This is a genomic window from Actinoplanes couchii, assembly GCF_016862075.1.
Lineage (GTDB): Bacteria > Actinomycetota > Actinomycetes > Mycobacteriales > Micromonosporaceae > Actinoplanes > Actinoplanes couchii.
This window is the reverse complement of the sequence record NZ_BOMG01000035.1, coordinates 1-14,892: the sequence shown is the minus strand read 5'-3', so window position 1 is coordinate 14,892 and position 14,892 is coordinate 1. Positions and strand designations below refer to the sequence as shown.

Here is a 14,892-nt window from a genome sequence, read left to right as displayed (position 1 = left end):
GGTCTGCCACACAGGACCTGGGCCGAACGCAAGGTTCTGGGGCGGCGGTGGCCCACGGAGGTATCAAGCCTGACCGCCCGGAGTGGGCCACCGCCGCCCCAGAACCGGACCCACCGCCTACCGGGAGTCTTGCACCGGGACGACGACCTCGCGCACGATCAGCTGCACCGCGGCCACCATCGGGATGGCGGCCAGCGCACCGATGACGCCGAAGAGACCGACCCCGAGCAGAGCGGCCACCAGCGCCGCGACATCGCTGACCCGGACCGACCGCCGCATCACCCGCGGATAGATCAGATAGTTCTCGATCTGCTGGTAGAGCAGGAAGAACACCAGGCAGACCACCCCGTCGGTGACGGACGAGGCCACCCCCACCAGGCTGACGATCACCGCACCGAGAGTGGCCCCGATCTGCGGGATGAGATCGCAGATGGCGACGACGACGGCCAGGGCGAACGGATAGGCCAGCCCGAGGACGACGGCCAGCGCGAAGGTGCTCGCTCCGGCGAGGACGGCGATGGCCAGCGCCCCCACCATGTAGGCGCCCACTTTGGTGAGTATCTCGTCGGTGAGCAGCGTGACACGTTCCCGTCGGGTGGCCGGGACCAGCCGGTACGCGGTGGCCTTGATCCGGTCGAACGCCGCCATGAAGTAGATGGTCAGGACCAGCACGGTCAGGATGTTGAAGATCGTGCCGAACAGCAGCCGGGCCCCGCCGACGACCCCGCCGAGAGCGTTGCCGATGGTGGCCGCGTTGACGGCGCCCTGCACCTTGTTCGCGACGTCGTACCGCTGCACCAGCTCGTTGACGGTCTGACTGCGGCGCAGGCTGTCCAGCACCGCCGGAGCGTTGTTGATCAGCTCGGTGGTCTGCGTGACCAGCGGCGGGACCAGCGCGACGATGCCACCGGCGAGCAGGGCGACCAGGCTGAGCGCGACGATCGCCACCGCCGCCCCGCGGGGCAGTCCCCACTGCCGCAGCCGGACCACCGCCGGGTTGAGGCCGATGGCCAGGAACAGCGCGACGAAGATCAGGACGAGGATCGAGGCGGCGTTACGAACCCCTAGGAACAGCGAGTACGCCGTGATCAGGCCGAGTCCGAAGAGGAATCCGACGAGCAGGGGGTTCCGCCGGTTCAGAGGCGGCCCCGGCTCACCGAACGACTTGGGTGCGGGAGCCTCGGCCGGCTCCTCTTCCTCCGGTTCCGGGGGTGGCGGCTCGGCCGGCATCGGGTCCGCCTGTCCCGGGTGTTACTCGGCGTCCGCGGAGACCCGGCTGGCCTGCGGAACCGTCACCTTCGCCGACGCGGTGACCTTGCCCGGCGACTCCGGGACGGGTGCGACGGAGGCGACCGGCGCGGCGGCGACAACCGGCGCGGCAGCGGCGGCCGGGACAGCGGCCGGAGCCGGCGCGGTGGTGGCCGGGGCGGGCACCGGGGCGGAGGCCACCGCGGTCACCGGGATGTCGGCGGTCCGGGTCGGGTCGTCCGACGGGTCGGCGGCGGCCGCCATCACCGCGGCGGCGGCCAGCTCGGCCACCCGCTTCGCCTCCCGCTGCACCTGGCGGCGGACCTCGGCGGCGTGCCGCTCGGCGGCCTCGCCCGAGCGCTGGGCGTCGGCGACCCGCTTCAGCTCCACCTCGAGCTGCTGCTGCGTCTCGGTCACCCGCTGCCGGATCCGCTCGGCCTCCTGCTCACCGGCGTCGGCCGCCTCCCGGGCGGTGACCCGGCGCTGCTCGGCCTCGGCCACCTCGCCCAGAGCCTTCTCCAGCTCCATCTTGGCCTCGGCGATGTTCTCCTGCTGGGCGACGATCTCCTTGCGGACGGCGGTCGCCTGGTCGTCCGAGCGCCGGAGGACCTCCTCGGCGTACTTGTCGGCCTCGCTGCGCAGGTCGGCGCACTGTTTCTCGACGCCGGCCCGCATCTGGCCCAGCTCTTCCACCACCGTCTGCCGGCGTGCCGTCAGCTCCGCGTCGACGGCGGCCTTGAGCTCGGCCTGCTCCCGCTCCGCGTCGGTGCGCTGGGTGGTGACCTCCTGGGTGGTCTTCTCCCGCAGCGCCTTGAGCTCCTGCTCGGCCTGCACCCGGGTGGACTGCACGTAACCGTCCACTTCGGCGCGCGCCCGCTGAGCGTCCTGAGTGGCCTTCTCGATGATGTGCTTGCCCTCGTTGCGGGCCCGGGTCAGCACCGCCTCGGCCTCGGTGCGCATCTGGTCGGCGGACTGGCGGGTGGCGGCCAGGGCCTGGTCGGAGGCGGCGCGTTTGGCGGCGTCGGCCTTCTCCTCCTCGGCCCGGCGCGCGGCCAGCGCGATCTCGAAGTCACGGATGGCGTTGTGGGCGTGTGCCTCGGCCTCGGCCCGGATGCGCTCGGCCTCGGCGAGCCGGCTGGCGATGTCGTCGGTGGCGGAGGCCTTGATCGCCTCACCCTGCTCCTCGGCGAGGGCGAGGATCTGCTCCACCCGGGGGCCGAGGTGCCGGAACGACACCTCACCGCTCATCCCGGCGTTACGACGGGCCTGGTTCAGCTCCGCCTGCAGACCCTTGACCTGGGCGGACATCGCCTGGATCTGCGAGTACGCCTGCTCGCGGTCGTTGAGGAGGGCGGCTATCTCGTTCTCCGCCCGGGTGACGTATCGCTCGACCTGCTTCCGCTCATAGCCCCGCAGGGCGGTCTCGAAGCTGGGCTCGGTGGCCGCCTCCCCGCCGAGACCGAGAATTTCACCGCCGTGCGACATGCTTTCCATCCTCACATACGCATCGTCCCGTGGCATGTCGATACACACCGGGTTGAAAGAGACCATGCGGGTAGTTGCGATTAAACCCAGGCAAGCGCCCAAACGAGTCAGGCCGTACCGGAGAAACTCCGGTACGGCCTGAATTCGTCAACACCGGCCCGGGCGCCCGGTCAACCGTCGCGCACTTGCGGCGGCTCCGCAACCGGAGAGGGCGGCTCGCTGAGGGTCAGGAATTCTGTGCGGCGACCGGCTCGTCGTCGGCCTCCGCGTCGTCCGCGTCACCGTCGGCCGGGGCGGCCTGCTCGGGGGCCCGCTGGGCCGGCGCCTCGGCCGGTTTGGCAGGGACCGGAGCCGCGGCGGGAGCGGCAGCGGCAGCGGCGGCCGCCGGGGCCGGGCCGGTGCCCGGGACCAGGCCGGAGAGACCGGAGAGCATCTGCCCGAGCTGGCTGGTGACCGCGTCCTTCTGCCGGGTGAGGTCCTCGACCTCGCGGCGGGCCGCCTGGGTGGTCATCTCGGATTCCTGGCGAGCCTCGCTGAGCAGCCGGTTCGCTTCCTGGCGAGCCTCGGTGACGGTCTTCTCGGAGAGGGCCCGCGCCTTCTCGACGGTCTCCGCGGCGTGCCGCTCCGACTCGACCCGGCGGCTCTCGGCGCGCTGCTCGGTCTCTTTCGCCCGCTCGTCGGCGGCGCGGGACCGCTGGTCGGCCTCGGCCACCATCTTCTGGGTGGCCTGCACCTGGGCGGCGTGCCGCTGGGACTCCTCGGTCTCGGCCTTCTCCCGGCGCTCGGCGATCTCCAGGGCCAGCGCCTGCAGGTCCTTGTCGCGCTTGTCACGGGCGTCGGTGAGGAGCTTGGTCGCCTCGGCGCGCTTCTCCTCGGCCTCGCGGGCGGCCTTGGCCCGGGCCTGGGTGATCTCCCGCTCGGCGGTGGCGCGCAGCGACGCGACCTCGCGCTCGACGGTCGACTTCAGCTCGGCGACCTCGTGCGCGGTGACCGAGCGCAGCTGCTTGGTCTCGCGGTCGGCGTCCGAGCGGAGCGTGTCGGCCTCGCGGCGGGCCTGGACCCGGGCCTCGGCGGCCTCGCGCTCGGCGTGCGTGCGGACCTGGCCGGCCTCACGCTCGGCGGTCGCCTTCATCGCGGCGGCCTCGGCCCGCGCCTTGTCGGTGATCTCCCGCGCTTCGAGACGAGCCGCGGAGAGAATGCCCTCGGACTCCCGTTTCGCCTCGTTGCGGTGGTCGTTCGCCTGTTCCTCGGCGAGACGCAGGATCTGCTCCACCCGGGTGCCCAGCCCGGAGAGCGTCGGCCGGTTGTTCTCCTCCAGCAGCTTGTTGCTGTCGGCCAACTTCTGCTCGAGCGCGTTCAGTCGCTGCTCGGCCTGGCGCAGGCGACGCTGCGCGTCGTTCATCCGTTGCTCGGCCTCGCCGCGAGCCGCCTCGGACTGGTTCAGCGCGGCGAGCAGCCGGCCGATGTGTCCGTCGACCTGATGACGGTCGTATCCACGCAGGACGACGGTGAAGTCGTGCTGGGAGTTCGCGGTCTCGAAGAAGGCCAGGTTCTGATCCTGCTGCTGGGGCATTGCGCCATCCTGGCGAGAAGGGGGCGGACATGCAAGAGCCGAAGGGCATCCGAACCGCATCGTAGATCAGCTTTGAGCTGGACCGTAGACCGGCCCCGGCACGTTCGGACATAAGCCACGCCGGACCGGTCGGCCGTCCGTGGTCCCGCTGCCACCTGGCCACTCGGGTCTCCGGGTGATCCCGGTCCCATCCGTGACGCCGTCGGCGCTGCTCAATGGCCCCGATACTGCCAGGAGACCGGGGCCACGTCAGGGGGATTCACCCGGCCGGAGTACCCCCGGCCGCGGGCTCGACGAGCTCTACCAGGACCCCGCCGGCGTCCTTGGGGTGCACGAAGTTGATCCGGGATCCGGCGGTGCCCCGTTTCGGCGCGTCGTACAGAAGGCGCAAACCGCGGGCCCGCAGCGCCGCGGCGGCGGCCTCCACATCGGCGACCGTGTAGGCGAGTTGCTGGAGCCCCGGGCCGCTGCGGCCGATGAACTTGGCGATCGCCGAGTCGGGCCGGGCCGGGGCGAGCAGCTGGATCCGCGGGCCGTCGCCGTCGCCGACCGCCAGCATCGCCTCGCGGACACCCTGCTCCTCGTTGATCTCCTGGTGCACACAGCGCAGCCCGAAGGTCTCCTGGTGGAAGCGGATCGCCTCGTCCAGATCGGGCACCGCGATGCCGACGTGATCGATGCGGAGCAAACCGGGGAATGTGACATTCTCGGCCGCACCGGTACTCGGTGTGTTGTCAATCATGCGGATAGTCTCGTACCTGACCCATCGTTAAGGCCGGCCCCGGGCCCCCGCAGAATGGATCGTGACCGTGACCAGCTCCGTCATCGTCAGTGGCGCCCGGACCCCGATGGGGCGCCTGCTCGGCAACCTCAAGCATCTGCCCGCCACCGCCCTCGGCGGGCACGCCATCGCCGCCGCCCTCGGCCGGGCCGGCATCGAGCCCACCCAGGTGGAGTACGTGATCATGGGCCAGGTGCTCCAGGCCGGCTGTGGTCAGATCCCGGCCCGGCAGGCCGCGGTGGCCGCCGGCATCCCGATGTCCACCCCCGCCGTCACCGTCAACAAGGTGTGCCTGTCCGGCCTGGACGCGATCGCGCTGGCCGACCAGCTGATCCGGGCCGGCGAGTTCGACATCGTGGTGGCCGGTGGCATGGAGTCGATGACCAACGCGCCGCATCTGCTGACCGACCAGCGCCAGGGCCGTAAGTTCGGTGACGTGCTGGTGCGTGACCACGCCGCGTTCGACGGCCTGATGGACCCGTGGGCCGGCATCTCGATGGGCGAGTCGACCGAGGCCAGCGGGGTCCGGCTGGGCATCACCCGGGAGCGGCAGGACGCCTTCGCCGCCCTGAGCCACCAGCGGGCCGCCGCCGCGCAGCGCGAGGGCCGGTTCGCCGAGGAGATCGTCGCGGTTCCGGGCGGTGGCCGGGAGTCCGGGACGATCGACGGCGACGAGGGCGTGCGCCCCGGCGCCACCGCCGAGTCGCTGGCGGCGCTGCGCCCGGCGTTCACCCCGGACGGCACGATCACCGCGGCCACCTCCTCACCGATCTCCGACGGCGCGGCCGCGGTGGTGGTGATGAGCCGGGCGAAAGCCGAGGAGCTGGGGCTGACCTGGCTCGCCGAGATCGTCGCGCACGGCAACGTGGCCGGCCCGGACAGCTCGCTGCAGTCCCAGCCGGCCAACGCGATCAAGCACGCGCTGGGCAAGGCCGGCCTGACCGCGGACGACCTCGACCTGGTCGAGATCAACGAGGCCTTCGCCCAGGTGGTGATCCAGTCCGCGCGTGAGCTGAAGGTCGACGAGGACATCGTCAACGTGAACGGCGGTGCCATCGCCCTGGGCCACCCGATCGGCATGTCCGGCGCCCGGCTGGTCCTCACCCTCGCCCTGGAGCTGCGGCGGCGCGGCGGCGGGCTGGGCGCGGCCGGTCTCTGCGGCGGCGGCGGCCAGGGCGACGCGCTGCTGGTCCGGGTTCCGGCCGCATGACCGTGCGGCGGTCGCGTGACGTGCCCTCCCTGGTGGCCAAGGCCCGGGAGGGCGACGCGCGGTCCGTCGCCCGTCTGATCAGCCTGGTGGAGGACGGTGATCCGGCCCTGCCCGAGGTGGCCGCCGCGATGGCGCCGTCGGCCGGCCGGGCCCGGGTGGTCGGTCTCACCGGCGCGCCCGGGGTGGGCAAGTCCACCACGACGAACGAGCTGGTCCGGGCGTTGCGCCTGGCCGGGCACCGGATCGGGGTGCTGGCCGTCGACCCGTCCAGCCCGTTCACCGGCGGGGCCATCCTCGGCGACCGGATCCGGATGCAGGACCACACCGCCGACCCGGGCGTCTACATCCGGTCGATGTCCAGCCGCGGGCAGCTCGGCGGGCTGTCGGCGGCCACCCCGCAGGCGGTCCGGGTGCTGGAGGGCGCCGGGTGCGACGTGATCCTGGTGGAGACGGTCGGGGTCGGTCAGGCCGAGGTGGAGATCGCCTCGCTGGCCGACACCACGCTGGTGCTGCTCGCACCCGGGATGGGCGACGCGATCCAGGCGGTCAAGGCCGGGGTCCTGGAGATCGCCGACGTCTTCGTGATCAACAAGGCGGACCGGCCCGGCGCCGACGCCACCCATCGCGACATCCAGGGCATGCTCGCTCTCGGTGGGCGCGGTCCGGGCGAGTGGCGGCCGCAGGTGGTGCGCGCGGTCGCCGTCAAGAACGAGGGCATCGACGACGTGGTGGCCGCGATCGGCAAACACCGTGACTGGCTGGAGAGCAGCGGCACGCTGCGCAAACGCCGGGAGCAACGGGCCGCCGCGGAGATCTCGGCGCTGGCCCTGGGCACCCTGCGGGGCCGGATGGGGGATCTGCGGGACGGCACGGTCCTTCCCGATCTCGCGGCCCGCGTCGCCCAGGGTGACCTTTCGCCGTACGCCGCCGCAGAGTCACTGCTGGCCGCCCTCGGGCACTGATCACCCGAACCGGGCCAGCGTCTCCTCGATCATCTCGCGGCTCCAGGTCAGGCTGCCGTCGCCGAGGTCGTCGACCAACCCGCGCAGCCAGTCCCGCTCGGTCCGCAGCAGCGCGGTCCGGTATTCGTCCTCGATCAGGAACAACCGGGGCAGCCCGGCCGGGGCCTGCGCCTCGATCCCGGCGATCCGCGCGGTGAGCGTCTCGACCCGGCGTGCCAGCAGCTCCCGGGTCTCGGCCGGGCTGAGCGTCGGCAGGAAGGCGAGCGCCACCGGGAACTCCGGGAACTCCCGGGCCGGCTCGGGCAGCATCTCCAGCAGCCAGCGGCGCAGGGCGGCCGTGCCCTCGTCGGTGATCTCGTAGACGGTGCGTTCCGGCCGTCCCGCCTCCCGGCTGGTGCCGCCGGGCCGCGCGAGTCCCTCCCGGACCAGCCGGTCCAGGGTCTGGTAGACGCTGTTGCGCTGCGCCACGTTGACCAGCTGGTCCTGGCCGCGGTGCTTGATCACCTGCTGCATCCGGTACGGGTGCATCGGCGCCTCCACGAGCAGTGCCAGCAGAACCATCGCCAGTGGGGACCGCTTCATGACCCTGAGCTTAGGCCTTGACGATTCTTAGTCATCTCATTAATAGTAATTGTATGACTAAAAATGCTGCGGTGATCGGCGGCGGCATCGCCGGGACCGCCACCGCCATCGCCCTCCGGCATGCCGGATGGGCGCCGGTGATCTACGAGGCCACCGAGCCGGACGACGGCGAGCGGGGGCTGTGGCTGACCCTCGCGGTCAACGGGGTGAACGCGCTGCGCTCGCTCGGCATGGACCCGGCCGTGGTGCTGGCCCGCGGGTTCGCCACCCCGGTGCTCGGGCTGTCCGGCGCCACCGGGCGGCTGCTGGCCGAACTGCCGCTCGGTGGCCCGCTGCCGGACGGGACGGTCACCACCTCGATCCGGCGGGCCGATCTCTCCGCGGCACTGCGGGCGGAGGTGCGGGGACAGGGCGTGGAGATCCGGTACGGGCATCGCCTCACCGCCGCCACGACCGGGCCGGACGGGGTGACCGTCACGTTCGGCAACGGCGCCACGGCCGGTGCCGACCTGCTGGTCGGGGCGGACGGTCTGCGTTCCCGTACCCGCAGAGCCATTGATCCTGAAGCCCCTGAGCCGTTCCATCTGGGCCTGCTCGACACCGGGGGCTTCACCGACGGCCCGGTGCCCGCGGAGCTCGCGTCGCGGCCGGGGGAGATGCGGATGTCGTTCGGGCGGCGGGCGTTCTTCGGCTGGGCCACCGCGCCGGACGGATCGGTCTGGTGGTTCGCCAACCCACCCCGCAAGCAGCCGGTACGGCCGGGCGAGTTCACCCCGGAGAGCTGGCGGGCCCATCTGCTGGAGCTGGCCGAGGGGGAGCCGGCCGCCGGGCTGATCCGGGCGACCGCCGAGATCGCCGGCCCGTGGAACACCCGCGACCTGCGCCGGATCCCGCACTGGCACCGCGACCGGATCGTGCTGGCCGGTGACGCCGCGCACGCCGTCGCGCCGTCCTCCGGCCAGGGCGCGTCGATGGCGCTGGAGGACGCCGTGGTCCTCGGTGACTGTCTGCGACGGCACGACGGGGTGCCGGAGGCGCTCGCCGACTACGTCACGATCCGCCGGCCCCGGGTCGAGAAGGTCGTCGCCTACGGACGGCGGTCGAGCAGCACGAAGGTGGCCGGGCCGGTCGGCGCCGCGATCCGGGACGCGATGACGCCCACGGTGATGCGGCTGCTGCACCGCAAGGGCGATCCGCAGGCCTGGATCTTCGACCACCGGCTCCCTGACCTCTGAGGGCGGGGAGCCCCGGCAGCGTTGGCGGGCGCCGCCGGGGCTGTGGAGGAAGGACTGCGTCGTCCTCCAGCGTTGTCCGGACCGGGCCTCCGCGACAGTGGGGAAATCCCTTGTCGTTCATTCACCACGATGATCGATGGAATCCTTAGCGATCGTTCAGTTCTGCTCTACGATGGCGGGATGGACGCTGCCGAGATCCACGCCGGCCGGGAGCGCTGGCAACGACGCTACGACGCCGCCCGCAAGCGCGACGCCGACTTCACCACCCTCTCCGGTGCCGAGGTCGACCCGGTCTACGGCCCGCCGGACGGGGCCGGCCATCCCGGTTTCGAGCGGATCGGCTGGCCGGGCGAGTTCCCGTTCACCCGTGGCCTGCACCCCACCGGGTACCGCGGGCGGGCCTGGACGATCCGGCAGTTCGCCGGCTTCGGCAACGCCCGGCAGACCAACGAGCGCTACAAGATGATCCTGGCCGCCGGCGGTGGTGGCCTCAGCGTCGCGTTCGACATGCCCACCCTGATGGGCCGCGACTCCGACGAGCCGGAATCCCTCGGCGAGGTCGGCCACTGCGGGGTCGCCGTCGATTCGGCCGCCGACATGGACGTGCTCTTCGACGGCATCCCGCTGCAGGACGTCACCACCAGCATGACCATCTCCGGCCCGGCCGTGCCGGTCTTCGTGATGTACCTGGTCGCCGCCGAACGCCAGGGCGCCGACCTGTCGAAGCTCGACGGCACCCTGCAGACCGACATCTTCAAGGAGTACATCGCGCAGAAGGAGTGGCTGTTCGCGCCCGAGCCGCACCTGCGCCTGATCGGCGACCTGATGGAGTACTGCGCGGCCGAGATCCCCCGGTACAAACCGCTCTCGGTCAGCGGGTACCACATCCGGGAAGCCGGCTCGACCGCCGCGCAGGAGCTGGCGTACACCCTCGCCGACGGCTTCGGCTACGTCGAACTCGGCCTGTCCCGCGGCCTCGACGTGAACACCTTCGCCCCCGGCCTCAGCTTCTTCTTCGACGCCCACGTCGACTTCTTCGAGGAGATCGCCAAATTCCGGGCCGCCCGCCGGATCTGGGCCCGGCACCTGCGCGACGACTACGGCGCCACCAGCGAGAAAGCACAGTGGCTGAAGTTCCACACGCAGACCGCCGGGGTGTCGCTCACCGCCCAGCAGCCGGTCAACAACGTGGTCCGGACCGCCGTCGAAGCCCTCGCCGCGATCCTCGGCGGCACCAACTCGCTGCACACCAACGCCCTCGACGAGACCCTCGCCCTGCCCACCGACGAATCCGCCGAGATCGCCCTGCGCACCCAGCAGGTCCTGATGGAGGAGACCGGCGTGGTGAACGTCGCCGATCCGCTCGGCGGCTCGTGGTACGTGGAGGCCCTCACCGACCGGATCGAGGCCGAAGCGGAGGAGATCTTCACCCGCATCCGGGAACTCGGCCACGACGGCAGCATCACCGCCGGGATCCTGCGCGGCATCGAGGACGGCTGGTTCACCACCCACATCGCCGAGGCTGCCTTCGCGTACCAGCAGGCCGTGGAGCGGAGCGACAAAAAGGTGGTCGGTGTCAACGCGCACACCGGCACCGTCGCGAAGGAACTGGAGATCCTCCGGGTGTCGCACGAGGTCGAGAAAGCGCAACGACGCGATCTGACCGACCGCAAGGCCGACCGCGACGCCGTACGCGTGAAAGCCGCCCTGGACGACATGGTCGCCGCCGCGCGGGACGGGCGGAACATGATCCCGGCCATGCTCGACGCCGCGCGCGCCGAAGCGACCCTCGGAGAGATCTGCGGTGTGCTCAAATCGGAGTGGGGCGTCTACCGGGAGCCGCCCCGCTTCTGACAGCGCCTGTGACGTCCGATATCGGCGGGCCGGTGGCGACGCGAACAGCCGTGACAGCGTGCGAGACTAGGTAACCATGAGCGACCCACGGACCACTCCGTCGATCTTCACCCGCGGCGCGGTCGATCTCAGCGCGCTGCGCCCCTCGCCGCCGGCCAGACCCGCCGCGCCGAGCCGCCCCGCGGCCCCCGCCGGAGAGACCCCCGGCGCTGTTCCCGGCATCCCCGGCGTCGCCCCGGAGACCATCATCGAGGTCACCGACGCCGAGTTCCAGTCCGTCCTGGAGCGGTCGGTGGAGACGCCGATCCTGCTGGACTTCTGGGCCGACTGGTGCGAGCCCTGCAAGCAGCTCTCGCCGGTGCTGGAGCGCCTCGCCGGGGAGTACGCGGGGGCGTGGATCCTCGGCAAGGTCAATGTGGACGTCAGCCCGCGCCTCGCGCAGGCCTTCCGGGTCCAGGGCATCCCGCAGGTCACCGCTCTGATCGGCGGCCAGCCGGTGGAGGGCTTCAGCGGAGTCCTGCCGGAGACCCAGATCCGGCAGTACATCGACGCCGTCCTCAAGGCGGCCGGCGTCAGCGTCGCCGCCCCCGAGGACCCGCGCCTGGACGCCGCCGACGACGCCCTGATGACCGGCGACCTGGACGCGGCCGAGGCGGCGTACCGGAAGATCCTCGCCGAGGCGCCCGCCGACGCGGCCGCCGAGTCCGGCCTCGCCCAGGTGGAGCTCTACCGGCGGATCGCCGGCGTCGACCCGGCCACCGCCCTGGCCAAGGCCGAGACCTCCCCCGACGACGTCGAGGCCCAGCGGCTCGCCGCCGACATCGAGGTGCTCAGCGGACAGGCCGATCTGGCGTACGCGCGGCTCGTCGCCCTGGTCAAGAAGACCTTCGGTGACGACCGGGACGCGGTCCGCAAACACCTGCTGTCGCTGTTCGCCGTGGCCGGCCCCGACGACCCCGCGGTCGCCGGCGCGCGACGCGCCCTGGCCAGCGCACTCTTCTAGGAATTCGAGGACAAGGAGGGCGTCGTGCGTCGCATCGCCGTTCTGGACGCACCGTCCAATCTCGGCCTGCGCCCGCCCACCGCGACGTCGGTGCCGGGCTGTGCCAAGGCGCCCGGCGCCCTCCGCGACCAAGGTCTGCTGGCCCGGCTCGGCGCCCGCGACGCGGGCTGTCTCACCCCGCCGCGGTACGACCCGGGCGACTGGCGTCCCGGTGACGGTGTCGCCCACGCCCCGGAGATCGCCGCCTACTCCAAGGCGCTCGCCGACCGGATCGGCGCCATCCTGGACAACGGCGAGTTCCCGGTCGTGCTCGGCGGCGACTGCTCGATACTGATCGGCTCCGGCATCGCCATGCACCGCCTCGGTGACGCCGTCGGCGGCCGCATCGGACTCGTCTTCGTGGACGGTCACTCCGACTTCCGGCACCCCGGCAACGCGTCCTACGTGGGCGCCGCCGCCGGCGAGGACCTCGCCCTGGTCACCGGCCGCGGCCAGGCCGACCTGGCCGCCATCGAGTCCCGCCGCCCCTACTTCCGCGACATCGACGTGGTGGTCCTCGGCATCCGCGCCCAGGACGAGTACCGCCTCGACCTCCAGGCCGCCGGCATCATCACCCGCCCGGTGCCCGCCCTGCGCGCCGAGGGCGCCGCCCGCAGCGCCCAATGGGCCCGCGACCAGCTGGTCGACTGCGCCGGCTACTGGGTGCACATGGACGTCGACGTCCTCGACCCGGCGGTCATGCCGGCCGTGGACGCCCCCGACCCCGGCGGCATCGCCTTCCCCGAGCTGGAACTCCTCCTGTCCGGCCTGGTCGAGTCCCCCCACTGCCTGGGCGTGGAGATAACCGTCTTCGACCCCGACTACGACCCCGACGGCCGCTACGCCGCCGAGATCACCTCAGCCGTGGTGAGCGGCCTCTCCCCGGTCCGCAACGCGGCGTCCCGCCCCGACCTGGTAGCCGCCCGCCTCGACCTCGACACCCACCCGACAACGGTCCTCCCCGACCCCATCGAGGTCTCCGAGCCGGCCGCCCTCCACAACCCGACCACCCTCCCAGCCCCAGCCCCAGTCGCAGACCCTGACCTGGTCGCCGACCCTGATCTGGTCGTAGACCCCGATCTGGTCGTAGAGCCTGACCCGGCCGCGGCCGGGGCCTCCGCCTTGGTCGCGGACTCAGCCCTGGTCGCGGACCCTGATCCGGCCGCTGGCCCCGACACGACCGCAGATCCTGATCCGGCCGCAGACCCTGACCCGGTTGTGGTCCCTGATCCATCCGACACCATCGAGCCCGCTGGCGATCTCGCCGACGATCTTGCCGATGTCGAGATCGCTGACGTGGAACCCGCCGCCGAGATCCCTGACGCCGGTCCCACCACCGACTTCACCGAGGCCGATCCCGCAAACGCCGACTTCGCCGAGGCCGATCCCGCGAGCGCCGATTTCGCCGATGGCGAGTCCGCGAATGCCGACTTGACTGAGGTCAGGCCCGCGAACCCTGAGCCCGCCGAAGGTGATCCCGCGAACGCCGACTTCGCCGATGGCGAGCCCGCGAGCGCCGAGTTCGCCGAGTTCGCCGAAGGCGAGCCTGCCGGTGCCGATTTCGCCGAGGTCGATCCCGCCGCTGATCATGTAGGCCTTGGGACCGCCGACAATCAGCCCGGCACCGAGTTTGCCGACAACGATCTTGCCGATGCCGATGCCGATGCCGATGCCGATGCCGATTCGTCCGCCGTCGCCGAGCCGGAAGCGGTCGAGCGCCCACCCGCGGTGACCACTCTCGACTTGATAATCACCAGAGCGGTCGACGGCCGGCCACCAGCGCTGCGAGACGAAACCGTCGAGGATTATCCGTCAGACGCCCTCACCTCGACGTCCTTCGCCATCGATGAGCCAGCGGAGGCCGAAAGCCTCGCGACTGACACCCTCACGGCCGACAACCTGGCGGCCGAGGAGGTCGCTGCGGAGGACCTCGCGGCCGAGAACCACGCGCCCAAGAATCATGCGGTGGAGGACTTTGCGGCCGAGAACCATGCGGCCGAGAACCATGCGGCCGAGAACCATGTGGTGGAGGACTTTGCGGCCGAGAACCATGCGGCCGAGAACCATGTGGTGGAGGACTTTGCGGTCGAGGACCTTGCGGCCGACAAACTCGCGACGGACGCTTCCACTGCCGACAAACTCGCGACGGACGCTTCCACTGCCGACAACCTGGCAGCCGGGGACATCGCGGGGGAGAACCATGCGGCGGGCATCCCGGTGGATGACGAGCCTACGGTTGGCGATCCTGCATCCGCGGATCTTGCGGCTGATGAGCCGTTGGCGCAGACGGACCCGAATCAAGGACGGGCCGAGGACGCACAGCCACCGGGCGACTTTGGTGACAGCCTGACGAGCGATGCCGACTTCGTCCTGGCAGCGGCCCTCGCCTCGGACGGCCCCGGCGAGAAGCCCGCCGGTGAAGGCTCGGAGGGCGAGTCCTCGGAGGACGCCGAACCAATCGCGTCGGTCAGTAACCCGATCACGGAAGGCGGCGATCCGAGCGCGGAGGACGCCGATTCGAGCGCGGCAGTCGGTGACCGGATCGCGGAGGACGCCGATTCGAGCGCGGCGGACGGTGATCCGGAAGCCGGAGCGCTGACTCTGGCCGACGCCGACGCCGACGCCGACGCCGATCTGGTCCCGTCGATCCCGTCGGTTCCGGAAGAGGAGTTCGAGCCGGCTGCTGCAGCCGAAGGAACAGTGCCTTCGGATGCGCCACCTGGCGATGGCGACGCGGTTGCTGATGCTTCCGTTCCCGAGACCACGGCGACTGACGACCCAGCGGCCGAGGACGTAGTGGCTGACGACCCTACGGCCGAGGATGTAGTAGCTGATGACGCCGCGGCCGAGGACGCGGTGGCTGATGGTGCCGATCCTGAGGATGCGGTGGTTGATGGTGCCGGTTCCGAGGATGCGGTGG

The 14,892-nt window shown here is 71.6% G+C and carries 10 protein-coding genes and 1 pseudogene; 6 read left to right on the top strand and 5 right to left on the bottom strand.

What is annotated here, in order from left to right; translation table 11 throughout:
* Nucleotides 1-117 precede the first annotated feature (117 nt).
* The 4 genes from Aco03nite_RS11275 to mce form a co-directional block, all read right to left on the bottom strand.
* Nucleotides 118-1,230, bottom strand: a complete 1,113-nt coding sequence (locus Aco03nite_RS11275; RefSeq protein WP_203794986.1) for an AI-2E family transporter — start codon at nt 1,228-1,230, stop codon at nt 118-120.
* Between the two features lie 21 nt (nt 1,231-1,251).
* A complete protein-coding gene (locus Aco03nite_RS11270; protein ID WP_203794985.1) occupies nt 1,252-2,733 on the bottom strand; it encodes a coiled-coil domain-containing protein in 1,482 nt (493 codons plus the stop codon).
* 226 nt (nt 2,734-2,959) lie between these two features.
* Nucleotides 2,960-4,306: a coiled-coil domain-containing protein gene (locus Aco03nite_RS11265; RefSeq protein WP_203794984.1), complete on the bottom strand. Its 1,347-nt coding sequence runs from the start codon at nt 4,304-4,306 to the stop codon at nt 2,960-2,962.
* A 259-nt stretch (nt 4,307-4,565) separates the two neighbouring features.
* Nucleotides 4,566-5,048, bottom strand: coding sequence for a methylmalonyl-CoA epimerase (gene mce / locus Aco03nite_RS11260; RefSeq protein ID WP_203794983.1), 483 nt, complete (start codon nt 5,046-5,048; stop codon nt 4,566-4,568).
* A gap of 67 nt (nt 5,049-5,115) precedes the next feature.
* Between mce and Aco03nite_RS11255 the strand changes: the two genes are divergently transcribed.
* Both Aco03nite_RS11255 and meaB read left to right on the top strand, forming a co-directional pair.
* On the top strand, nt 5,116-6,297 hold the full coding sequence (locus Aco03nite_RS11255; RefSeq protein WP_203794982.1) for an acetyl-CoA C-acetyltransferase: 1,182 nt from the start codon (nt 5,116-5,118) through the stop codon (nt 6,295-6,297).
* Complete coding sequence (gene meaB, locus Aco03nite_RS11250) at nt 6,294-7,259, top strand: methylmalonyl Co-A mutase-associated GTPase MeaB (protein ID WP_203794981.1); 966 nt, start codon at nt 6,294-6,296, stop codon at nt 7,257-7,259. Before Aco03nite_RS11255 ends, meaB begins: the two co-directional genes overlap by 4 nt.
* On the opposite strand, the gene Aco03nite_RS11245 is transcribed toward meaB, so the two are convergent.
* Complete coding sequence (locus Aco03nite_RS11245) at nt 7,260-7,841, bottom strand: PadR family transcriptional regulator (protein WP_203794980.1); 582 nt, start codon at nt 7,839-7,841, stop codon at nt 7,260-7,262.
* Between the two features lie 53 nt (nt 7,842-7,894).
* On the opposite strand from Aco03nite_RS11245, the gene Aco03nite_RS11240 reads away from it, so the two are divergent.
* The 4 genes and pseudogenes from Aco03nite_RS11240 to Aco03nite_RS54530 form a co-directional block, all read left to right on the top strand.
* Entirely contained in the window at nt 7,895-9,076 is a 1,182-nt protein-coding gene (locus tag Aco03nite_RS11240) for an FAD-dependent oxidoreductase (protein WP_203794979.1), read from the top strand.
* A gap of 180 nt (nt 9,077-9,256) precedes the next feature.
* Nucleotides 9,257-10,930: a coenzyme B12-dependent isobutyryl-CoA mutase large subunit gene (gene icmA, locus Aco03nite_RS11235; protein ID WP_203794978.1), complete on the top strand. Its 1,674-nt coding sequence runs from the start codon at nt 9,257-9,259 to the stop codon at nt 10,928-10,930.
* Nucleotides 10,931-11,006: 76 nt separating this feature from the next.
* A complete protein-coding gene (locus tag Aco03nite_RS11230) occupies nt 11,007-11,933 on the top strand; it encodes a tetratricopeptide repeat protein (RefSeq protein ID WP_203794977.1) in 927 nt (308 codons plus the stop codon).
* 24 nt (nt 11,934-11,957) lie between these two features.
* Nucleotides 11,958-13,163, top strand: a pseudogene (locus Aco03nite_RS54530) (arginase family protein); the annotation flags it as partial.
* Nucleotides 13,164-14,892: the final 1,729 nt, after the last annotated feature.